This is a genomic window from Lacticaseibacillus sp. 53-4, from assembly GCF_016861805.1.
Classification (GTDB): domain Bacteria; phylum Bacillota; class Bacilli; order Lactobacillales; family Lactobacillaceae; genus Lacticaseibacillus.
Genome location: NZ_BOLT01000006.1, coordinates 61,384 through 84,261, shown reverse-complemented (window position 1 = coordinate 84,261; position 22,878 = coordinate 61,384). Strand labels below are relative to the sequence as shown.

General features: G+C 51.9%; 18 protein-coding genes. 4 read left to right on the top strand and 14 right to left on the bottom strand.

Annotated elements, in window-relative coordinates; translation table 11 throughout:
* Positions 1 to 40: 40 nt before the first annotated feature.
* A complete protein-coding gene (locus tag JUF21_RS04070) occupies positions 41 to 487 on the bottom strand; it encodes a DUF3284 domain-containing protein (protein ID WP_203624560.1) in 447 nt (148 codons plus the stop codon).
* A 49-nt stretch (positions 488 to 536) separates the two neighbouring features.
* Positions 537 to 1,865 carry a PTS sugar transporter subunit IIC gene (locus JUF21_RS04065; RefSeq protein ID WP_125757057.1) on the bottom strand — a complete coding sequence of 443 codons (1,329 nt, stop codon included), beginning with the start codon at positions 1,863 to 1,865 and terminating at the stop codon, positions 537 to 539.
* Between the two features lie 176 nt (positions 1,866 to 2,041).
* On the opposite strand from JUF21_RS04065, the gene JUF21_RS04060 reads away from it, so the two are divergent.
* Complete coding sequence (locus tag JUF21_RS04060; RefSeq protein ID WP_203624559.1) at positions 2,042 to 2,896, top strand: AraC family transcriptional regulator; 855 nt, start codon at positions 2,042 to 2,044, stop codon at positions 2,894 to 2,896.
* Between the two features lie 130 nt (positions 2,897 to 3,026).
* On the opposite strand, the gene JUF21_RS04055 is transcribed toward JUF21_RS04060, so the two are convergent.
* From JUF21_RS04055 to JUF21_RS04040, 4 genes are all read right to left on the bottom strand, one after another.
* Entirely contained in the window at positions 3,027 to 6,080 is a 3,054-nt protein-coding gene (locus JUF21_RS04055) for a glycoside hydrolase family 3 N-terminal domain-containing protein (protein ID WP_203663165.1), read from the bottom strand.
* Positions 6,081 to 6,095: 15 nt separating this feature from the next.
* Positions 6,096 to 7,097: a glycosyltransferase family A protein gene (locus JUF21_RS04050; protein ID WP_203623674.1), complete on the bottom strand. Its 1,002-nt coding sequence runs from the start codon at positions 7,095 to 7,097 to the stop codon at positions 6,096 to 6,098.
* A 4-nt stretch (positions 7,098 to 7,101) separates the two neighbouring features.
* Complete coding sequence (locus tag JUF21_RS04045) at positions 7,102 to 7,524, bottom strand: GtrA family protein (RefSeq protein WP_203623678.1); 423 nt, start codon at positions 7,522 to 7,524, stop codon at positions 7,102 to 7,104.
* A 70-nt stretch (positions 7,525 to 7,594) separates the two neighbouring features.
* Positions 7,595 to 10,012, bottom strand: a complete 2,418-nt coding sequence (locus JUF21_RS04040) for a glycoside hydrolase family 3 C-terminal domain-containing protein (RefSeq protein WP_203623673.1) — start codon at positions 10,010 to 10,012, stop codon at positions 7,595 to 7,597.
* Between the two features lie 154 nt (positions 10,013 to 10,166).
* On the opposite strand from JUF21_RS04040, the gene JUF21_RS04035 reads away from it, so the two are divergent.
* The 3 genes from JUF21_RS04035 to JUF21_RS04025 all read left to right on the top strand — a co-directional run bounded on the left by JUF21_RS04035 (position 10,167) and on the right by JUF21_RS04025 (position 12,541).
* Entirely contained in the window at positions 10,167 to 10,874 is a 708-nt protein-coding gene (locus JUF21_RS04035; protein ID WP_203623672.1) for a LytTR family DNA-binding domain-containing protein, read from the top strand.
* Positions 10,871 to 12,178 carry an ATP-binding protein gene (locus JUF21_RS04030; RefSeq protein ID WP_203623671.1) on the top strand — a complete coding sequence of 436 codons (1,308 nt, stop codon included), beginning with the start codon at positions 10,871 to 10,873 and terminating at the stop codon, positions 12,176 to 12,178. Before JUF21_RS04035 ends, JUF21_RS04030 begins: the two co-directional genes overlap by 4 nt.
* A gap of 132 nt (positions 12,179 to 12,310) precedes the next feature.
* Positions 12,311 to 12,541 carry a DUF3955 domain-containing protein gene (locus JUF21_RS04025; RefSeq protein WP_203623670.1) on the top strand — a complete coding sequence of 77 codons (231 nt, stop codon included), beginning with the start codon at positions 12,311 to 12,313 and terminating at the stop codon, positions 12,539 to 12,541.
* Positions 12,542 to 12,613: 72 nt separating this feature from the next.
* Here JUF21_RS04025 and JUF21_RS04020 read toward each other — a convergent pair whose 3' ends face one another.
* From JUF21_RS04020 to JUF21_RS03985, 8 genes are all read right to left on the bottom strand, one after another.
* Positions 12,614 to 15,319, bottom strand: a complete 2,706-nt coding sequence (locus JUF21_RS04020; RefSeq protein ID WP_203663163.1) for an HAD-IC family P-type ATPase — start codon at positions 15,317 to 15,319, stop codon at positions 12,614 to 12,616.
* 366 nt (positions 15,320 to 15,685) lie between these two features.
* On the bottom strand, positions 15,686 to 16,288 hold the full coding sequence (locus tag JUF21_RS04015) for a hypothetical protein (protein WP_203623668.1): 603 nt from the start codon (positions 16,286 to 16,288) through the stop codon (positions 15,686 to 15,688).
* Between the two features lie 23 nt (positions 16,289 to 16,311).
* The gene (gene dgoD / locus JUF21_RS04010) at positions 16,312 to 17,457 is read right to left on the bottom strand and encodes a galactonate dehydratase (protein WP_203623667.1); all 1,146 of its coding nucleotides are present in this window, start codon (positions 17,455 to 17,457) and stop codon (positions 16,312 to 16,314) included.
* 29 nt (positions 17,458 to 17,486) lie between these two features.
* Positions 17,487 to 18,866 carry a PTS galactitol transporter subunit IIC gene (locus JUF21_RS04005; RefSeq protein WP_203623666.1) on the bottom strand — a complete coding sequence of 460 codons (1,380 nt, stop codon included), beginning with the start codon at positions 18,864 to 18,866 and terminating at the stop codon, positions 17,487 to 17,489.
* A gap of 26 nt (positions 18,867 to 18,892) precedes the next feature.
* Positions 18,893 to 19,174, bottom strand: coding sequence for a PTS sugar transporter subunit IIB (locus JUF21_RS04000; RefSeq protein ID WP_203623665.1), 282 nt, complete (start codon positions 19,172 to 19,174; stop codon positions 18,893 to 18,895).
* A gap of 15 nt (positions 19,175 to 19,189) precedes the next feature.
* Entirely contained in the window at positions 19,190 to 19,648 is a 459-nt protein-coding gene (locus JUF21_RS03995) for a PTS sugar transporter subunit IIA (protein ID WP_203623664.1), read from the bottom strand.
* A 12-nt stretch (positions 19,649 to 19,660) separates the two neighbouring features.
* Positions 19,661 to 20,290: a bifunctional 4-hydroxy-2-oxoglutarate aldolase/2-dehydro-3-deoxy-phosphogluconate aldolase gene (locus JUF21_RS03990; protein ID WP_203623663.1), complete on the bottom strand. Its 630-nt coding sequence runs from the start codon at positions 20,288 to 20,290 to the stop codon at positions 19,661 to 19,663.
* Between the two features lie 8 nt (positions 20,291 to 20,298).
* The gene (locus JUF21_RS03985; RefSeq protein WP_203623662.1) at positions 20,299 to 22,350 is read right to left on the bottom strand and encodes a BglG family transcription antiterminator; all 2,052 of its coding nucleotides are present in this window, start codon (positions 22,348 to 22,350) and stop codon (positions 20,299 to 20,301) included.
* Positions 22,351 to 22,878: the final 528 nt, after the last annotated feature.

The following is a 22,878-nucleotide window of genomic DNA, read 5'->3' as shown; positions in this document are numbered from 1 at the left end:
AAGTGGGACCTTTCAGTCCGCATTGGCCCGCCAAAATTACTCACTGAGCAGCGTTTGCGATCTGCTCAATGGTTTTCATTCGTTTCTTCAAATTGTGCTTATACATGAAGGTGTAAAACCAGCTGACCAGCCAGAAGTTGGTCATCATGTTCGCCTTGTTGAAGCTGTTTTGCTCCGAGTAGAAAACCTTGGTCTGGTCGCCCGCCGGCTGCAAGGCGTAACGCATGACGATATCGCCTTGACTGTAGGAAACCCGCGTTTCAAACGTGCGGTCCGGCTCCAGGTCGGTCACCTCAACGTTTGTCGGCACGCCTTCTTTTTGCACCTTCGTCAGCATCTCCGCGTCAACCGCCACACCGGGGTGCAGCTCGTCGATCGTCGGGTCAAAATGCTGAAAATACTTGAGCTGCTCCTTATAAATCGTTTCATAAAGCAGCGGTGTCTTGGTGTTCAGCGTGATGTTGAATGTCATGGGTTTGAGCGCCATCGTCAGGGCCTCCTTTGGCAAAATCCAGATGAGTGAACGAACAGTCAGGTTACTTAGCCGCCTGCGCTGCCGCTTCACCCTTTGCGGCTTCTTTTTCGAGCTTCTTTTCGCCGGCCGCTTCATCGTTCAGGAACTGCTTATCCAGCACTCTCAGGAATGGGATCCAAAGCAGTGTGGAAGCGACGACCTGCACGAGCTGCAAGGCAGCGCCGCGCCAGGAACCAACGGCGATCCAGCCAGACAGAAAGATTGGTGTGGACCAAACGACTGTGGCACCGATTGGCTTTGGTACCAGGCCAACAGCCATCGCGAAGTACCCGATTGTGACCATGACCATTGGGCCGAGGACCCAAGGAATGAAGATGGTTGGGTTCAGGACCATTGGCAGGCCGAAGGTAACAGGTTCAGAAATGTTGAAGAACGCAGGAACGGCAACCATGCGCATGGTCTTCTTCATCCGGGCAGACTTGGCAAAGACCCAGCCCATGGCCAGGGCAAAGCCGAGGATCATGCCGGTGATTTCAAACACACCCATGAAGGTCGTGCAGATGATGTGGGGAATCGGCTGGCCGGCAGAGTATGCTTTGTAGTTCTGCAGGGCTAAGGCATCGTAAATCGGCTGAACAACCGAGTTAACAACCAATGTGCCGTGAATCCCGAACCACCAGAGGAACTGTGAGAAGAAGGCCACGACTAATGTTGCAGGCAGCGTGGAACCGATCCCTTGCAGCGGGGTCTGGAGGATTTCATAGATAAAGTCAAACGCATTGCCCCATTGGGTAAAAGTGAAAATGTAACGGATCGTGGTGAAGGTCAAGAGTGCCGCAGACCCTGGGAGAATCGCGATGAAGGACGTCGCAATGGCAGGCGGAACGGACTCTGGCATCTTAATTGTAATGTTGGCATTTTCCAGGGCGGCAAAGATTTCCGTCGAAATTATCGCGGTGATGATCGCCACGAACATGCCCCGTGAACCCAGGTAGTTGATGTCGATGTAGGAGCTGACCTTGTTGGTCATGATCGGCAGCAGCATCGCGAACGCGGCCAGCGAAATGCCGCCGGCGTACAGCTGGTTGGCGTGAAGCTTACCAGCCAAGTGATAGGCGATCCCAAACGCAACGAACAGTGACGTGATGTTCATCGTGGCGTTGGAAATCGGCCCGAGGAAGTTCGTCAGAAAATCCATGACCCCTTTTGGCACGTACTGTGCGAAACTAAAGGTGGTCGGTAAGTTTTGGACAATGATCATGATCGATGCGAACATGGTGGCTGGGAAAGCAACCATCATGCCGTCACGAACACTGATCAAGAATTTGTTAGCTGACAACTTGGTCGCAAGTGGTAAGACCTTGTTTGTCATCGTATCTTGCATACTCATGCGGTGTGCCTCCTAAGTAGAATTAGGGGTGCGGCGGCGTTTCGCCTTGGCCAAGGTGAAACGCTTACCCGCCCCGTACTGCAATAATGGCTAATCTCGCAAATCGATTTACAACTGTCATGTTAATCGCTTACATTGGAACTGGATATATTCAAATGTCGAGGAGAGATGTCCAAATGTCGACACACTACGAAAATCCACGCATTTATGATTTTTCTAATACCAATCGCACCTTCAACCTGGACGTGAACGTTTACACCTGCGGCAGTGAAGCCTGCGAGCCCGACCACGCCTATGGGCCAACTGTGCGCTCAGGGTACATGATCTATTTTGTGTTGGCAGGCAAAGGGACCTATACCGTGCACGACCACCAGTACGCACTTAAAAAAGGCCAGGGGTTTCTGATCGAGCCACACACGCTGATTCACTTCGAGGCCGACCACGACGACCCGTGGACCTACCTGTGGGTCGGCTTCTCCGGCCGCAGCGCCGACAAGTACATCGCCGGTACCTCGCTGACCTCCGACGCCCCGCTGTTTGATTTTACGCCTGAGTCTAAGACCCTGGCGGCGGCGCGGGGCGTCATCACCGGCTCCAACCACAAGGAAAACCGCAACCTGATCATGACGGGCAAGCTCTTCGAGTTCCTGTATCAGCTGGCCACCGATTATCCGCAGCACACCCGCACCGCCGCCGCGAGCTCGCGCGCCGAGCTGGTCGAGTACGTGCTGTACTACATTTCCCAAAATTACAGCAACCCCATCACCGTCGCCAACCTGGCGGCGATCGTGCACATCGACCGCACCTACCTGCACCGCCTGTTCACCAAGCAGGTCGGCCGCTCGCCCCAGGCCTACCTCAAGCAGTACCGCATCGACCAGGCCGGCCAGCTCCTGCGCGAAACCGACTACCCCATCCAAGTTGTCGCCCGCGCGGTCGGGTATGAGAACCAGTTCTCGTTCTCCAAGGCCTTTTCCAGTTTGATGGGACTGGCGCCAAGCGCGTATCGGGAGAAGCATCTGAAAAGTTAATTTAATAACACGAGCACACAAAAACACCGCAGCCAATCATTGTCGACTTCGGTGTTCTGTATTCTTATTGAATTCGGGGCAACGAGTAAAGTATTGTCAAAGTACTTCTAATGCTGCCCGATTCGACTCACTACGCGACCTTCTTGGTAAATCTGCGGTAAGTGAACCAAATCAACAACAAGCTAACCAGAACGCAGAAAGCTGTCACGCCAATTCTTACCCAATCTAGGGTAGATTTTTCAATTTTAACTTTTGACCCATGGATTGCGCCGTTGACTACCTTGGAGTTCGCACTTGTATACAGAATATTATGTGCAGCCTGCCGAGCCAATGCGTAATCCGTCTTATTGTTCTTATTGAACTTGTAGCCAGTTGGATCAACTCCAATAATCAGCTTGGCATCGCCTCCTGCGCTGAGCATCTGGTTGACATCCATGTATTTACTGGTCATCGCATTATCTGTCATAACCATGCCATGGAAGCCCCATTCTTTGCGCAGAACATTGGTCAACAGCGCGTAATCACCGCCTGCCCAGGTTGCCCCAATTCGGTTAAATGAGGTCATCACAGCTTTGGCAATTGGTACCTGCCGCTCTGCCAACACATATTTACCGTCAACTTTCTTATAGTACTTTTCAGGCAACGAGCCTTTTTTCGCACACATCTCAAAGGGTGTTAAGTATATTTCTCGAATTGACTGCTCATTGGCCCATGTTGCTAGCCCAAACTGCCCATCTGTATCGCCTCGGTGATTTTCCTGCTCATTAAGCGCGAAATGCTTAAAGTAACCATATACGCCCTTTTCTGCAGCACCCTTTAGCTCATCCGAGGCCATCTCGCCAGATAAGAACGAATCCTCTGAATAATACTCCCCATTCCGTCCGTCAAATGGCGTACGGTGGATGTTCATAGAAGGTGCATACCACCCGTCCGCACCACCAAGTATCGCTTGGTTACCAATCATTCGACCCATTTTAGTAGCCAAGTGTCGGTTCCAAGTTTGAGCCAAGTTCATCGAGTTAGGATACATTCGCCCAGTCCCAGAATAAACGAGTCCATTAGCCGCATCCGCATCAATGTTATACGGTTTGTTGACCGACTTAATCGGATTAATATTGTAACCCGCGTCTGCAACCAAACTTTCATAATCCTTTGCACTTAACTGATTAAGCAGCTTATTCCATTCTGGATCGTTATATGGCTTACCTCGTAAGTCGACTAGTTCCAGTCCATTCTTCTGGCCATAAACAAGCTTAACCTTGCCTGTGTCAAGCTTAGGCGCACCGGAGCTTGTACTGTCTAGCTGCTTTAAAAGCTTCTTGCTTGCAGTTTTAGTCCACGTATAGGTTTCCGGTGTCCCGGTTGCAGATTTGCTATTAATGGCATTCCCCCATGTACTCTTTTGGTCACTAAGACGTCCGTCAGCGGTTGGAAACGTCCCCGTCCAGTCTTGACGGGTCAAGTACTTCAGGTTACCTCTTACGTTATCAAACTGATTTGTCACCCGATTACCAGTCGTTGAATCAGCCTTAAAGACCTGGACGTCTTTATCGCCCATCTGAGGAAGCCAAGTTGTGGCTAGACTACGGTCGGCCTGTCCAGACAATTTGTCAGCTGTGGTTCCTTTCAAGGCGAGAATATTATTGATGGCCTCGTGAGCATTGGTCGCAGCGGTCAAATAGTATGTCCCTTTGTCTAAGATGTAGCTCTTCGCCTTCTGTGAATCGTAAGAGAGAAGTTGCGTCTTATTGACCGTGGCGCTCACGACTTGACTTGCACCAGGTGCCAAGTTCTTGGTCTTTGCGTAGTTGACCAATTGTACAGATGCCTTCTCAACGTCATTTGTGCGATCGTAGTTGGTATAAGGCGATTGTGCGTAGAATTCAACAACATCCTTGCCTGCGGTCTTACCGGTATTGGTGACGCGAACACTAAGCTTAAACTTATCCCCATCATCTTTGACTTTGTAATCCTGCCACCTGAAGTCGGTATACGACAGCCCATATCCAAATGGAAACTTCACCTGACTGTCGTAGTTATACTTGCCCGCATTTCCTTGGTTAAGAACCGCGTCCTCATACCGAGTTTCATAATACTTATAGCCAACGTATATACCCTCTTTGTATGAAACATAGTTGTATTTGGTCATCTTGCCCGTCTGCGTTGAATACTGAAAATCACCAACGTTCTTGGCCGCGGGAGACTGAAGTGCATCGTCCGCAAAAGTATCAACGGTCCTTGCCGATGGATTAACAGCACCAGAGAAAATTTTCCCCAAAGAGGCTGTGATTGTTGGTGCACTGATTACTGCATGAATGTGGGGATAATCAGCCAACCAGCCCATATCCACCGCAGCATTAGTATTCACCAATACAACAACATTCTCATAATTATCATTGAGATATTTTAAGACGCCGCGTTCCGTTGAATCTAGATCAAGGTAGCTGCGATCTTTATCTACATTGCTCTTGGCGTAGTTCGCCATTGAGCGTGCCATGTCACGACCTTCACCAGCCTGACGCTTTAAGACGTATACAGGAACCGTGCCTTTGACTGAGTTCAAAACGCCGCTCTTCTTAAGTGAGGAAATTGGTGCTTCATTGATTGAGAAGTCCTCAGACCGCCCGTAGCCCACAGAACCAGGACCAAGCCCGTATTTATGGCCAGCTCCTTTTGCGTAGTAATGCCAAAGTTTTTGATTAACCTTAAACCCAGCCTTTTCTAAGGACTGCCGAACTGTCATGGTGTCGCCCGACTTACCACCAAGTGATGTACCACCCTTCTTGGTGTGAGGGACACTGTTGGCACTGAATAAACTAAATTCTGTTCCTTCTTTGAAGGGCATTGTCCCATCGCTATTCTTCAGCAAAATAGTCCCTTCGTCAGTGATCTGATTTGCGACCTTTTCCTCTGCACCTTTCATCTTCGATTTACTATAATCTGAGCGATAATACTGTGTATCGAGCCCCTTTTGCTTTACTGAGGAATTATCATAGTGTTGATGAAAACCTCCCATTAGCATATTCGTTCCCATCTTGATGTATCCGTGAACTGGCGTCGAATTGACTACTACTCCCAGAACAACCAGTGCTACAAGAAAGATAGCCGATATTACGGTCTTAATCACTTTTTTGAGGGTGCTTTGAGGCTTCTTTATCTTCTGACGTTTCTGCTTCTTGAACATTTCATACCTCCACTTTTAATTAAACCGATAAACGCGCTGTAAAACTCGATAACAACCAACAGCGGTTAATCTGCCCCATCGTCCTGGCAAGTTGACACCCCTGCCAATGATGCTCCGTCTAACTCTTGTGTATAATTGCGGTTCTTGAGATCTCAGCGTCTGCCATAGGTCCTGTTTACGATGCATACTGGATGCGCTACCATCGTGAAGCAAAAGGAATGATGAAATACCGGTTATGACTTCAATATAGTGCGCCATGTAATTCCTTAATGCGCAAGTGACTGGCGGTAAATCTCGGTAGATTTTGATTAAAGCTCGATTGACGGTTAACTGCTGATCGATTCGCGCAAGCATCACCGTTTCATTGACTGATTGATCTTGCCGTCCGGTAACGTACTGGTATAAATCCAGGTTCCAGTACCTCAACGAGTGAACTGAGGGCAGCGGCTGAAAGACATAGAGTGAATCCTCATAAAAAAGATGATGAGGCAGACTCAGGTGACATCGACGAAGTAAGTCAGTCCGGTAGGTGACGGTGTGCATTGTCAAATACTTACCAACGGGCAATCGTACTTGGTTCCAGCCAAACGTTGTGCCCTGAGGCAGCCAGTGTCGAAATCCGACGGCTTTCGTGCGGCCGCCATCTCGCCCAACATATGTGTAGTTCGTTATTGCCATATCAACCACAGGGACTTGAGATAACCTACTCAGCCATTGCCTAAAGGCTTCCGGGGCCAACCAATCATCACTATCAACCACTTTAAAATATTTGCCGTTAGCAACATCCAACCCGGCATTAATTGCGGCACCATGACCACCGTTCGGTTGGTGGACTGCTCGAACGATGGTTGGATACCGGCTGACGTAATCATCAGCGATTTGGCCTGTCTCATCTGTCGATCCGTCATCTACAATAATAATCTGTACTTGTTCACCGCCGACAAGTAAAGAATCGACACACCGCTCTAAGTAGCGTGAAGAATTATAGCTGGGAACTACAATGCTCAGAAGTTTCACCCAATCACCCCTTTCTCATGACTTTGAACTTCAGCATCGGGTAGTTGATGATGACCTGCAGGACGATGTTGACGATATTCGCCACCGTGGCAGCAAAGCCTCCAACATACGGCTGCACAAACGCAATGACGTGCGGCGGCAACCAGATGGAGACGAGACCGGCCACGACCACTGTTCCGATGTACCACGGCAGCGCCTGCATGATGGAGTTGCTGGCCTTAAACACGATGTCGCGCTGGACGAAAAAGTTGACGATCTGCGCACAGACGTAAGCCACCAAGAAACTGATGAATCCGCCCATGCCGCCATTTGCCGTTGAGTAATTAAAAATGAACCAATGGAACGGGAGATCACTCCAAGCCCGAAACAGGATCCCGGTACCCAGCCACAACACAATGAAGTTGGTGATGGTGGCGGCATTGCTCATGATGTTGAACAGGATGAACTCGTAAAGGTCCGGGTGTCGTTTCTGGAATTTTTTGACTGAACTGATGACATTACTCACAATCTTGCTCACCTAACTTTCTCGCCAGTGCCTTGCTGCGTCGCCGATTGGCAAAATAGCCGCTGATCACTCGGTGCAGGCCGCGAAACGCGTGCCCGTTGACCGCCACAACCAGCCCGTCGACCATTCGCTGATCAATCGCGCCGTTGGTCATCTTTGCAATGCCGCGAAACGGCATGTTGTAGATGAATAACACGTTCAGACTTGACTCGCCCTTGGCTGCCAAACGGTCCAGCTTGCGCCTCAGGGTCCGCGCGACCAACCGCGCGATGACGTTCTTGGCATGGCTCATCTCACCAATCGTGCTATTGATGGTCAGCCCATCCGTGGCAGTCTTCACCGCGTTCTCATCTAGATTCAACAGCCGACTCACTTCTGCTTCGCTCGCCTCAGTGACTTGACCGCTCATGTAATGCGGCAAATCGGTTTGAGGATCAGGCACGGTCCCGCTCACCTTGAAGCCGCCTTGTAAAGGCAGCTTTCGTGAGCTGCCGCCCACAAAGCACTGGTACTCCCCCGCCGGCTGGCACCACTGTTCTTTGTGCGGATCCCACGCCCGGAAGGTGTAGGCATCAAAAGGAATGGTAACCAGCTGCTGCTCGCCCGGTGCTAGGGTCACTTTGGTAAAACCCTTCAGCTCGTGCACCGGGTGATACAAGTTCTGGTCAGGCGACTTCACATACAGCTGAGCGACTTCCGCACCGGTCTTGGCCCCGATATTTCTCAGTGTGAAATGTGCCCCTGCGTCATCGATGCTCATTGCCGAGTACTCAAATTGCGTATAGCTGAGGCCAAAGCCAAACGGGAACGCCACCGGTTTGCTTACGGTGTCGTAATAGCGATAGCCCACATACAGCGATTCGCGGTACAACGCATTCGCGTCTTGGCATGGAAAATCCTGACCAAACGGCACATCTTGATAGCTGATAGGCAACGTCTCCGCCAGCTTACCGCTAGGGTTCAGTTTCCCCAGGAGCACGTCGCACAGCGCGCTGGCCCCGGCCTCACCTGTCAATCCTTGATAGATTAGGCCGTCAACGTCCTTCGCCCATGCGGTTGTAACTGGTGCCCCGGCGGAAAGCACGGCGACCACCGACGTCTTGAGATTAGCTAGTGCTTCCAGCAGCGCGACCTGATTATCCGGCAGCGCCATTGAGTCGCGATCCTTGCCTTCGCTTTCCTGCGCCTCATTCAACCCGATGAACACCACCGCCACGTCACTCTCTGTCGCAAGGGCCTTTGCTTCTTGGATGAGATGCTCATCGGCCTTCCCGTTTCGGTCAAAACCTTTTTCATAGCCCACCACGTTCAACACTTTCGCGGCAGTATCCACAAAGTTTTCGACGTGAACGGCATTGACAGCACTAGAACCAGCGCCTTGATAGCGCGGCTTTTGCGCGAAATCACCGATAATGGCGACGCGTGTCTTAGCCCCCAGCGGTAGGATGGCCTGGTCATTTTTTAACAGGACCATCGAGGCCGCCGCAGCTTTGCGCGCCGTCTCGTGATGCGCGGCAAAATTTGGCTTCTCTGGGGTGCTCTTTTCTTTTGCAGCCATCGCCACCGCCAAGAATTCACCCACGCGCTGGTTCAGCACGCTCTCGTCAAGTTTGCCAGCCTTGACGGCATCGATAAGCTCTTGCGGGGCCACCATGCCACTGCCGGGCATTGCCATGTGGGATCCGGCTTTAACGCCTGCGACATGGTCGTTATCCCCGCCCCAGTCGGACACGACAAACCCATCAAAACCCCAGCTGTCCCTCAGCGTCTCCTGCAACAACGCCCGATTCTCATTCGCGTACGTGCCGTTGATCATGTTGTAAGAAGACATCAAGGCTTTCGGATGGCCTTCCTTGACGGCAATTTCAAATGCCGTCAAGTACAGTTCGTGCAGGGCACGCTGATCGACGACCGAGTTCGACGCCATCCGGCGCAGCTCCTGATTGTTGACAGCAAAATGCTTCGGTGTTGCCACCGTCCCAGTCGCCTGCACGCCACGAATGTACCCGGCCGCCATTCGGCCTGCCAGCAGGGGATCCTCGCTGTAATACTCAAAGTTGCGCCCACTCAGCGGATTTTTCTGGATATTCATCGCCGGGCCGAGAATGACCTGAACTTCATTGGCCTGACTCTCCTCACCCAAAGCCTGACCCACGGCCGTCGAAACGGCCGGGTCCCAGCTGTTGGCCAAGGTCGAGCCTGACGGAAAACAGGTGGCGGGGATACTACCGTTTAGGCCTAAATTGTCAGCAGCCCCCTCCTGCTTACGCAGTCCCGAGGGCCCATCTGACATCGCAAGCGAAGGGATTCCTAGTTTCCTGATCCCGAATGTGTCAAAAGTCGTTGCGCCTGACAGCAGGGCCGCTTTTTGCTCGAGCGTGAGCTGACTAACGATTTGTTTAATATTCATGCTTCCACCCCTTTGCTACAGTCACACCTTACCGATGGAAGCGGTTAAATCACAGCCTTTCTGCATAACCTGTCGTGGATTTTTCCTAACCTGTCACTGGTGCGATTGCAACGCGGCAAAAACTCGCTTAACTTAGACATGAGGGGGCGACGCTTTGAAAATTGCAATTATAGAGGATGATCTACACACAGCGGACGCCTTTAGCACACTGGTTAAACAGTATGGTAAGGCCCATGACTTGCCGATTCAGGTCACGCACTTCAGCGACGGCCTGGAGTTGGTTGAACACTACCAGCCGATATACGATGTACTTTATCTCGATATTCAAATGAAACACCTCGACGGGATGGCTGCCGCAAAAAAGATCCGAGCGATCGACAGCCAGGTCATCATCGTCTTTGTCACCAATTACGTGCAGTACGCGATCGATGGCTACGCAGTCGGCGCCACGGATTTTCTGCTCAAACCAGTCACCGCGTTTGCCTTCGCGGAACACTTCAAGAAGGTTCTGGCCAAGCTGGCCAAGCGCGATTCGCCAACGCTGACCATCCGCGTGAACGGCGAGTTGATCAAACTTGAAATCAACACGATCACCTACCTTGAAACCAACGGCCACTATCTGACCATTCACACCTTGCAAGGGGACTACACCCTGATTGAGTCGCTGCGTAGTTTTGAAGAGACCCTGCTTCCGCAACGCTTCTATCGGTGCAATAACTCCTACTTGGTGAACTTGGCCCAAGTCAGTGGAATTCAGGACAACCAGGCTGTGGTCAATGGCACCCCGCTGCAAATCAGCCGGCCACGAAAAAAAGCCTTCATGCAGGCTTTGACAGACTTTCTCGGAGATGAAATCGTATGATGACGACCAACTTACCAAACATTCCCCGAGTCTATACGGCCCTGGCTGAGTGGCTTGCGTGCGGACTGTTGCTGCTGCCAATTCAACACAAACCACTTTGGATCTTACGCTACCTGGCTTTCGGAGCGGGGCAAATCGCACTGCAGCTAACCGTTGGGACCTGGTCGGATACGTTCTGGATCCCGGGCATGATCTTGAATGTCTTGTGGATGTTCGCCACACTTTGGGGCTGCGGGCAGGCACCTCTGACCATTCTGGGCCTCGCCGTTGCCAAGGCGTTCGTCCTCGCCGAATTTGTCGCATCGCTGGCTTGGGAGTTGTACTGCTACCTGATCTTGGGCCGGGTCGCTCACGAGGCCGCCTGGGGCACTTTGTTCATGCTGCTCGTTTATGTGCTCCTATTTGCCGGCGATTACTGGATTGAACACCGCCATGCGACCCGCAATCAAGAGCCGGTGACCAGACGCGCTTTGGTCTCAGGCCTCCTGACCGCGACCATCGTGTTCGCCGTCTCCAATATTGGCTTCATCCTTGCCAATACGCGCTACACCATCGGCGACTCCGTAACCATCTTCATCTTCCGGACCTTCATCAATCTGTGCGGCCTGCTGATTTTCGCCATTCAAGACGACCAGCGACAAGAATCAGCCTTGCAAAGTGAGCTTGGTGCGATCAACCGGATGTTCCAGACTCAATATGATCAGTACACTGCTTACAAATCCAGCAGTGCCGTCATCAGGCGGCAGTTTCACGATTTGAAGCATCAAATGGCTGTGATTCTCAAAGAAGACAACGCTGACCTGCGCGCGCAGTACCTGGCGGACTTGAACACTGCGATTGATACTTATTCCGCAACGATCAGTACTGGCAACGGTGTGCTGGATACGATCCTTTCACAGAAAAATGCAACGTGCATTGCCAATCACATCGATATGACGTGTTTTGCCGATGGGAAGGCGCTGGACTTCATGCACGCAATGGATATCGCGAGTCTCTTCGGTAACGCCCTAGACAACGCCATTGAATCCGTTGGGCAACTGGCCAACCCAGACAAACGCCTGATTGAAGTCCGCGTGTCTCGCCGGATAAACCTACTCGTTATCACTTTCAAGAACGTGTTTGAAGGTGCTGCGGAATTCAAAGATGGCCTGCCAAAGACGACCAAGAAAGATACCGCCGTTCACGGCTACGGGCTGAAAAATATTGCCTACATCACCCACAAATACAATGGGCAGATGACAATCAGCACGCAAGACGGCTGGTTCTCGCTAAAAATTATTCTGCCTGTGCCATCTGATAATTAGCGTCGGGCCTCGAATGTTTCTTGTGAAACAATCGCCGCGGTTCACCCTAACTTTTGCTAAAGTCGGCCGCATTCTTCATCCCCGGCAGCGCGGGCTGGCTACAATGAACACAAGATCAAACGGAGGCGAGTTATGATAAAAAATGAACGCATTCATCGCTGGGCGCTGCGCGTGGGCATACTGCTCCTGCTTGTGGGTATCGGCTGCTTTATCGCAAAGGCCGTCACGCCGAGCTACCTCGACGCCGAGGGGATCCTGCACGAAGCCTTTTTCCTGCTGCCGCTTGGGTATGCTGGCCTGCTCGCCAGTGCCATCAGCTTCCTGGTGGCCGGGCTTGCTCGCGGCCGGCGCCAGCACGCCTAAACTTCTGAATACAGCAAACGACCCAGACACCGCGTTTTCGCGCAGGTCTGGGTCGTTTTTGATCACTGAAACTTAGCCGCTGACTTCCGCCGTGTGGGTGCGGTGCGCCCACTTGCGGTAGGCTAGGCGGATCATTTTGTCGCACTCAGTGACAGCCAGGGTGATGACGCCGGCGCCGACCGCCACGCCCCACTCCAGCCAGGACATACCCGCGGTGCGGAAGACGTCCTGCATGAACGGAATGTACGTGAACGACAGCTGCAGCACCATCATCGCCGCGATCACGGCGAACGCCATCGGGTTGGAGAAAAACTGCTTCGACAGCGCCAGCGCGTGGGTGCGGATGTTGAACAGGTAGAAAATCTTGCCCAGGATGATGATGTTGACCATCATCGTCGACGCCACCGCCGCGTTGACATAGCCGCCGTCCAGCAGCCAGTCGTGCGCGAGCAGCCCGACGCCCGAGATCATGATCGACACGTACGCCATTTGAAAAACGTCGTGCCAGTTCATCATTGAAGCGGTGTTGGAGCGCGGCGGGCGGGCCATGATGCCAGGCTCGGCCGGCTCCCAGATGAACGCGAACTGGATCGTGATGGCCGAAACCATGTTGATCCACAGCATCTGGCTGGCGTTCAGCGGCATGTTGTCCTGCGTGAGGATGGTGATCGCGATGATCAGCCCTTCGGCAAACGACGTCGGCAGCAGGAACAGGATACTCTTTTTGATGTTGTCGTAGATCCGACGGCCCTGCGCGATGGCTTTTTCCATCGTCGTGAACTTGTCGTCGGTCAGGATCATGTCAGCGGCGTCCTTGGCCACGTCGGTCCCGGACTCGCCCATCGCGACGCCAATGTCGGCCTTTTTCAGCGCCGGTGCGTCGTTGACCCCGTCGCCAACCATCGCGGTAACGTTGCCGGCTTCCTGGAGCGCGGTGACGATTGCCAGCTTGTCAGCCGGCGTGGTGCGGGCGAAGACATCCGTGGAGATCATCGCCTGCGTGCGGTCCTTGTCGTTCATCTCCGCCAGCTCGGTGCCGGTGACAACGGTGGGGCTGTCCGCCAGACCAAGCTTTTTGGCAATGGCCAGCGCGGTATCCGGATGGTCGCCGGTGATCATGCGAACCTTGACGCCCGCCATGCGCATCTGGCGAATCGACGCGATGACTTCCTCGCGTGGCGGATCGATGATGACGGCCAGGCCCAGGAAGGTCACGCCATGCTCACACAGGCCTTCGGTGATCTCATCGACGCTGTCGGGCAGGTCCTCGGCGGCGACGGCGATGACGCGCATCCCCTGCTTGGAATACGTGCGCGTCAACTCGAGGTAGTGCTCGATGTCAAACGACGGGTCGGCCGCCTCCGCCATCGGCAGCACCTTGTCGGGCGAGCCCTTGACGAACAGGCGGTGCTGACCGTTTGGCAGCTGCATCAGCTTGGCCATGTAGCGGTAGTCCGAGTCAAACGGCAGCATATCGAGTTCTTCGTAGTCCGGCTCGTCTTCAAACCCCTTGTGGTACGCGGTTAAAAAGGACCCGTCCGTCGGTTCGCCGTTGATCTCGTACTTGCCGTCAATCTCGGCCAGCGTCGTGTCATTGGCTTCAAAGCCGGCAATCAAAAGGTCGCGCAGGTCCGCGCGGTCCTTGGCGGCCACGGGCTTGCCGCGCAGGCTGAACTCACCGGTCGGGGCGTAACCCGTGCCGGACACCGTGTATTCGTGGTGCGGCGTGATGATGTTGGTGATCGTCATTTCGTTTTTCGTGAGCGTTCCGGTTTTATCCGTCGCGATCACGTCAACCGAGCCCAGCGTCTCGACGGCCGGGAGCGTTTTGACGATCGTGTTTTCCTTTTTAACCAGCTGCTGCATGCCCATCGCAAGCACGACAGACGTGGTCGCTGGCAGGCCTTCAGGCATCGAGCCGACGACCATGGTGACAACTGCCAGCGCAAGCGTGCCGACTGAGTAATGGCCAGACCACATGCCCAGCGCAAAAAGAATCACCGCAGCGGCCAAAATCGCGTAGGAGATGCCCTTGCCCAGGTTGTCGAGCTCGGTCATCATCGGCGTCTTGCCCTTGCGCACGTCAGCGACCGCCTGGGAAATTTTCCCCAGCTCGGTGTTTTTCCCGGTCGCGACGACCAGGCCCATGCCCGAGCCTGTCGCGACGGCGGTGGAGGCGAAGGCCATGTTGGTGCGCTCCGCCAGCGGCGTGTTGGCCGGCAGCGGGTCGACCGTTTTCTCGACCGAGTTGGACTCACCAGTCAGCGCCGCCTCCTGCATCGATAAGTTGTCGATGTCAAACAAGCGCAGGTCGGCCGGCACGTTGTCGCCCGCCTCGAGGAACACGACGTCGCCCACGACCAGGTCGGCCGCATCGACATCGACGCGGTCGCCGTCGCGGTACACCGTCGCCTCGTGCGACAGCATCTGCTTGATCCGCTCCAGGGCGTTTGAGGCGTTGTTCTCCTGCGAATACCCAATAATCGCGTTGATGATGATAACCAGACCGATAATAATCGTATCGGTCATGTGCCCCATCACAGTTGTCAGTACGGCGGCGCCAATCAAAATATAAATGATCAGGCTGTTGAACTGGCGAATGAAGATGACCCACTTCGGGGTGGTGTACGATTCCAGCGCGTTTGGTCCGTTTTCCGCCAAGCGCTTGGCGGCCTCTTGGCTGGTCAACCCAGCCTCCAAATCCGGCACCTTTAACTCCTGCTGCAACGCAGACACCTCAGAATGGGTCATCGACCTCTGACCATCGGGACTGTCCATGTATCATCATCCTTTTTCCTTATAAATTTGGCAAAATGCCATGTCATATTAATTGTATTTTATCCGAACGGTAAGGCGCACGCAACTGGGCTTGGGGCGGATTATTTTGTGAAATATTCAATTATACAGAGAGAACGCAACGCCGTTCATTTTTTGAAATTTGGTTCTGAGACCTACTAAGCGGAAGCCACACAATGAGTTTCTAACCTCAATAGTTTTGAGCAGTGAGAGATCCAGGTAACAATGACTGCTGCATTCGGCAATTCTCGTTTATTCCTCGAGGAGATAGAAAAAGACACCTAGACGGTCTTTGCCTAGATGTCCTCAACGATACTGGTTACTCTACCTAGCTATGATCTTAATATGCTACTTTTGCGCTGGACGAACCCGGTTTTTCAAGCTATCGTGCAGGATTTCTTTCACACTCTTCCGCTTGCGGTTTCTGATTACCTCAACGGCTTCGTGATTAAACTGCTCCTGTTTCTTTTGCTTGTCCTGTTGCTGCCGCTCGTACTCAGCTTCAGACATGACATGAACGCCAACAAGCTTCCTGAGAAAACTGATAACTTGATCCTGATTGTCTGTGAAGAAAAGGGAATAACCACCCGATTTTTTGGACCGGAAAGTCACCATTAATCGGCTCTGATCTTCTTGTTTATCAAAGGTAATCAAGTCGTAACGCTTGTAATCGCTCGCCATCAGCACGGAACCGTATGTAATAACCTTGTCTGGCCCTAGCCCCTGCTTGAGGAACGCGACGCTGCATAGAAGCACAGCAATCAGAATAATTTTGGCATCATAGACAATGTCGCTTCGCCAAAATAGAACAAGTAACACGGCACTAATCACCAGCGCAATGAGGTACTTCACCTTGGTGGTGTGCGCGGCAAAGACAATATGCTTCTGCTCGTTGAATTCCAGGATTAAGAGTGCTGCGAACAGCACTGCGATCACGATGACTTGATTCATTGTTTATCCCCTCTTGGCGAAAACTACCACTCCGCGATAGTCCCGTCGTAGTTCTTCCAGCTCGGGTTAGTCCAAACCAGACCCTGCTGAGCGATGTCCTTGATCTTGTCTTCGTCCATATCGATACCAAGACCCGGACCCTTCGGCAGATCGACGTAGCCATCCTTGTATTGGAAGATTTCCTTGTTCTTTACAAAGTCCAACAGGTCAAAGCCCTGGTTGTAGTGAATACCCAGGCTCTGCTCCTGGATGAAGACGTTAGGCGTGCAAGCGTCGACTTGCAGCGTTGCCGCCAGTGCCACCGGCCCGTATGGAGCATGTGGTGCAACAGCCATATCATAGGCTTCTGCCATTGCCGCAATCTTGCGTGTTTCAAGGATGCCACCGCACATCGCAACGTCTGGCTGAACAATGTCGACTGCACCTTGCTGGAAGAGTTCCTTAAACTGCCAGCGAGTATAGAGCCGCTCACCAGTGGCCAGTGGAACTGAGACCTCACGGGCAATATCATCGAAAGAATCCCAGTTTTCAGGCAGAACCACTTCCTCCAAGAACATTGGGTGGTATGGTTCGAGCGCTTTAGCTAAGACCTTGGCCATTGGCCGGTGAACACGACCGTGAAAATCGATACCAATTTCAAGCTTATCGCCTACGGTGTTGCGAATCGACTCGACCCGGTCAACCACGGCTTGGACCTTCTGATAAGAGTCGATGTAGTGCAACTCAGAGGTTGCATTCATCTTAATCGCTGAGAAGCCTTTGTCGACCCGGACTTGCGCCTGCTCGCCAACATCGGAGGGACGATCCCCGCCAATCCACGAGTACACACGAATGCGATCTCGGGCAGCGCCACCAAGTAGTTCATAGACTGGCACATTCAGGGCCTTGCCTTTGATGTCCCAAAGGGCCATCTCCAGGCCGGAAATAATAGTCCCGTTGATCGGGCCACCGCGGAAGAAGGAGCGGTGCAGTTCCTGCCAGAGGCGTTCAATTTCGAAAGGATTCCGACCAATGAGCCGATCACCCATTTCTTTGGCACCAGTCACCACCGTCTCAGTCTTGGTACCGGAGATCATTTCACCCCATCCCGAGATGCCTTCGTCAGTGTTGACCTTCACAAAAATCCAACGTGGCTTTACTTTATAAATATCAATTGAAGAAATCTTCAAAATACAAACCTCCCAAAAATTGAATCCAATTAGTTCTCAGCCGTCGTGTCAGCGGCTGCGTCATTCGTCGCAGCGTTAACCTTCTTGATCCCGTCGAAGTAGTACCAAACCAACGCGAAAACAATCAGAAGGACTGGAATCAGAATCAGCTGGTGCGTAGTGAACGCCATGTAAACCAGCCAGCTCTGGATCATTGAAGTTGCCGCAAAAGAAGAAATCAGCAGTGAGTTCGAGCCGACTTTGATCCCGACGGACTTGGCCAACTTGGTCAGTACCGGCGCAGTTGAAGAACCGCACCAGAGCAGCGAAGCCGTCACAACCAGGCCAATCACGATGTTCTTCAAGAGATTACCATTGGTCAGCGCAACGACCATCGCTACCCTAAATGGAACAACCGCCAAGTCAGCGAAAGGCAGTACCTGGTTACCTGGCAGCACCAGGGCCATCGCAATCGTCAGTGGGATGATGATCAGGGCAGTGGTGATAACGTCCTGGTTACCAACAACAACCGCAGCATCCAATCCAATGAAGAGCTTACGGCCCTTGAAGTGTTTCTGAGACCACTTCTGAGCGGCTTCAGAAATCGGCATCAGGCCTTCCATGAACAATGAGGTCATCTTTGGAATCAAGACCAGAACAGCGGACATCGATACCCCTAACTGCAACACTTGCGTCAGGTTGTAACCGGCAAGGATACCGATTACCATGCCGATAATCAAGCCCATGATCATTGAATCCCCGAAGAAACCAAGATACTTTTGCGCATCACGAATCGAGAACTTACTCTTCCGGAAGAACGGAATCTTATCCAACAGCCAGTTCAACGGCCATGCGATAACCAAAGAAGACAGTGCCGAAACCGTGGGCAGCGAAACCCCAGGAATCCCGAAGAAGTGTTCCACCATCGGCTGCGACCAGTCGGCCAGCTTGAAGGTAATCAGCGCCATCACAATCGATGCGCCGACGCCAAGCCAGACGTTCTTCGTCACGAAGTAAACCATAACCCCAACAATTGCGACGTGGTGGTAGTTCCAAATATCCACATCCAGAGTGTTGGTGTGCTTGAGAATCAACAGCACGATATTCACCAGCAAAATGACGAAGATCAAGATCGCGATAATTGGAGAAGCCCAGGTGACCGCGGCGATTGAGCCCCAGCCAACATCCAGGGCAGTCAGATGAACCCCGGTCCGATCAACCATCGCCTTAGCGGCTGGGCCAACGTTAGTGGTCATGAAGTCCAAGATTAACTTGATCCCGGCAAAACCAATTCCCAACGTTAAGCCTGACTTGAATGAACGAGTGATCTTTAACCCGAATACTAACCCTACAATTGTGATGATGACTGGAAGCATAACAGTGGCTCCGGCAGCAATCAGCCAATTAAAGGCGTCCATAATATAATTCATTAGTTTTCACCCCATTTTTCCATGAGCTATTTGCTTAACTGATCCCCAATTGCTTTCAGTGTGTCATCCGCACCAATCCCGGTCAGTAGGGACATGCCTTTGATGTATGGCACACCTTTCGTGTCGCCATCGTATTCGCCTGTCGTGACCAGCAAATCGTATCCTTCAACCTTACCAGGCACTTCAGTCAGCCGAGTCTGCGTGGTATCGGCTTGAATGCCTTTTTCCTGCAGATAATCCCGAATTTTGGACGCTACCACAGTGGAGGTAGCAATCCCGTTACCACAAGCTACTAATACTCGCTTCATAATAATCAACACTCCTTATAAATTTGACGTAACCAACTTAAACAACGTATCCCGGTCCGTAGCGCTGAGGATCTGCTTCATCAGGACATTATTCTGAATGATCCCGACCACGCTCTGGAGCATCTCAACTTGACCATGTGGCTCCTTGATCGCCAGCATAATGATGATCGAGACATCCAGGTTCTTCTTGGTGTCCTCCATATCACTGAAGGTCACCGGCTCGGTCAGCGTTGCGACCGCAATCGCGGTTTGATTGATAAACTTACTGTCGGCATGCGGAATCGCAACGCGCGGCTCAGCTGAGGGGAGTCCGGTCGGATAGACCTGCTCCCGCTTCAGGATTGCCTCTGTATACCCATCCTTGGCATAACCTTGAGTAATCAGCTGACCGCTTAAGAAGGTCAGCGCCTCAGTTGCAGATTCAAACTGCTGAGAGGGAAAAAATAAGTTCCGATCGTACTTAATTTCCACCATGACAAACCCCACCTAATCGTTAATGCCAACCGCACTCAGAAACTTCTGAATGTCGCTTCTCAAACTTTCAACGTCTGCACTGGCAAGGCTTGATTTGCTGAACATACCGGAGCCGATGCCCAGGTACGACGCCCCATTGTCCAGATATTCCTGGGCATTTCCAGCATTGATCCCACCAACTGCCATCAACGGCAGCTTGCCAAGCGGTGCCTGAATCTCGTGGAAGTACCGCGACCCCAACGTATCCGCCGGGAAGACCTTCACGATGTCCGCGCCTTGCTGAAACAGGCGGTAGACCTCGCTTGGCGAAAACGCTGCTGGCACCGTGACCACGTTGTTGGCCTTGGCTAAAGCAAACATGTCTTGGGTGAAGTTAACTGGTCCCAACATGAACTTGGCGCCAGCGTTGATCATCTGTTCCGCTTGGCTGATGTTGAGCACTGTTCCGGCTCCAATGTTGATTTTGTCGCCGTATTTCTGGTTCAATTGCTTGACCAGCTCGACGGCGTGTTCCGTATTGGTCGTCATCTCAATGGCAAAGTGACTTTCGTAACCAGCCAATGCCTGTAAAATCGCGTCAGCCTGCTGGCTTGTGTAGCCACGCATAATCACTGTGAACTTTGGATACTCTTCAACTTTCATTTCCAGAATTACTCCTTTATTTCATTGATCAATACTTCGTACACCTCATCGGCGTCTTTGGCTGCCACGATTTTTTTGATGGTGTGGGAATCAAGGGCAATTTCAGCTAGCTGGTTGATTGCCTTGATGTGCGGCCCAACGATTGCCACTGCCAGCGTTACCACAATGCTGACCTTCATTCCATTAGGAAAGACGGTGGGTTGCTTCAACACGAGAATGCCAAAACCGTCATTTTTAACGTCGCCTTCAGAGTCGGCATGGGGAATCGCCATCCTCTTGCCCAAAAAGCTGTATGCATCCTTTCCAGCATTCGCACGAGTAATACGCTGGATATACTGAGCAGTGATGCAGCCATCTTTAAGGAGCTTTTCAGCAGAAGCCGCGATAGCCGTTTTCCAGTCCGCCACGTAGTCCTTAACCACGATATGTCGACGACTCAGATAGTGGGCAAGTGCAGGCAGTTCCGTCGGCTCGGAACGCGTTTCATCACTCAACAAGGTACGCTGGATATCGCGCCGCAGCCGCTCCATGTCAATGATGTTGGCATTCTTGCTCACTGCCGCGACAATTTTGTTGACCTTATCATCGATCGCCACCACGTTCATCTCTCGCAGGACGCGATAGCGCAGGTTCAATTGCTGGATCCGACTCATGTTCGTGGGAATAATGAACTGCTTCAGCTTAGTCGTAAGTGGCACTGTAGAGAACACGAGGTCGACTTGGCTTTGGTCGGGATTGAAGTCTCTCACTGAACTGGCACTGGCGAGCTCGATCTCTGGGAAGGTTTGCGCTAACTGCGCGTATAAGATCCGAGTTTCGACGATGCCTGCGTTCGAGACGATTCCCGCCCGCAGCCGCTTGGCTTGGTTGAAATGAGGGGCGTCGTGCTGCTGTCCTGATTCCGAATCAAGGACCAACCCGAAGTAGTAGGCAATCAGCTGCAGCTCATTATTTGGAAAACGCTTGCCAGCCAATTTCTCGATTGGCTTGATAATTTCCCTAACAATGTCAATGAGAATGCTGCGATCTTCATCGCCAACGCTGAAGGTGTTTTCAATCAGCGGCATCCCGTATTTCACTCGGTAATAGGCTGGTTGCAAATGAGCAATCAGCTTATCGCGAAAGTCTGAGCGCTTGTCGATCGTGCTATAGGTAATTTCCTCAAATCGGTGAATCATCGTGTCCACCGCAAGGGAGAAATCCTCATCAAGCGTATTGTCATCGCGATACCAGGTGTTAGAAGTGAGAAAGATCAGAACGAGCCACTGAAAGTCGCTTTCGGTGTGGTACCAATTTTCGGGGAGAATGTCACGTAACTTGGTATATTCGATGCTGTTCGCAACTGCGGGCTCCTCGAAGTCAAAACGCAGATTGTGGAAAGTCAGAAGCCGAGAGATACTAGCCTGCAAACAGCTGATTAGTAATTTCCGCGATCGATCTGAATAATCTGTGCGCAACGCCTTTTCAGCCTTGGCCACAATAGCCTCAGTGTCCTCGCGATTGACAATCACCAGGGCTTCGATGTCGCTCTGTCCGCCCTCAAACCGTTGTAATCGAGTGGTTACTTCCAGCAGTAGGATACGAATCTTCAGCTCAGGGCCAAGAATGCGGTAACCATTTTGTCTGTCATACGACAGTTGGAGACCCCTTTCCTCCAGGTAGTTCGCAACCCCTTTCAGATCTTGGGTCACTGTGGTCTTGCCAACGTTCAGAAAGCTGAACAGATGATTCAGGGAAATATACTGGCCGCAGACTAGAACGTAGAAAATAATGTCAAACATCCGCTGTGTCTCATCGCGATAGCGTACCCCACCATCGGAGTTAGGAGTATCCGCTTCGAGACTTGCGAGGTATTTTAGGAGCTCGGAGCCAATCACAAACGCGCCATTGCGTGTCCGCTTAATCTGCGGCAGGTTAATCTCCTTCAAATGCTTGTTGATTTTTTTGATTGAATAGTCCAGCTGACGCCGGGTAATCCCTAGCCGGCTAAGGATATCCGTACTCGTCACATCAGGAGCGGAAACGATTGTATGCAATACGGTCATTTCCCGACTATCCATGAAACCTCACGCTCCTTTCCACGATTTAATTATAGAATGAATGCACTTTCAAAAATGGACGATTAGTTTCGTCTTTTGTCACACCTGATTAAATTAAATGTAGAACGATGGCATTGATGAGGGCTAAGCCCCAGGGTCATTAGGGTTTCCGACTTGTACAGTAGTGAGCACTAAGGCTCAATAGACAGTACAAGGGCATGCGAAGTCTCGCTCTCGCCAACCTCTGCGGTATTGTTCATAAACGTTATGGCGAACATATCTAGCATTCCAGACTTAACTCGCACTCTGGCGTCTGCAGGCAGTACGAAGACGCCCGCCACGGGTGGCTTGGGTCGCTTACCGGCATCTGTCCGGCTGGGTACGATGGAATCTCTCTGCTTAACATGATTCAAAAACCAAAATTGTGCTGCAACATGATATTCCCTGGTTATTGCAAGCATGATAAGAGGTTGCTCTTACGCCAATCCTTTAAATCACTTCCTCGATAGAACCGGATGTTTATCCTCCAATTAGCCGTACTTGCATATT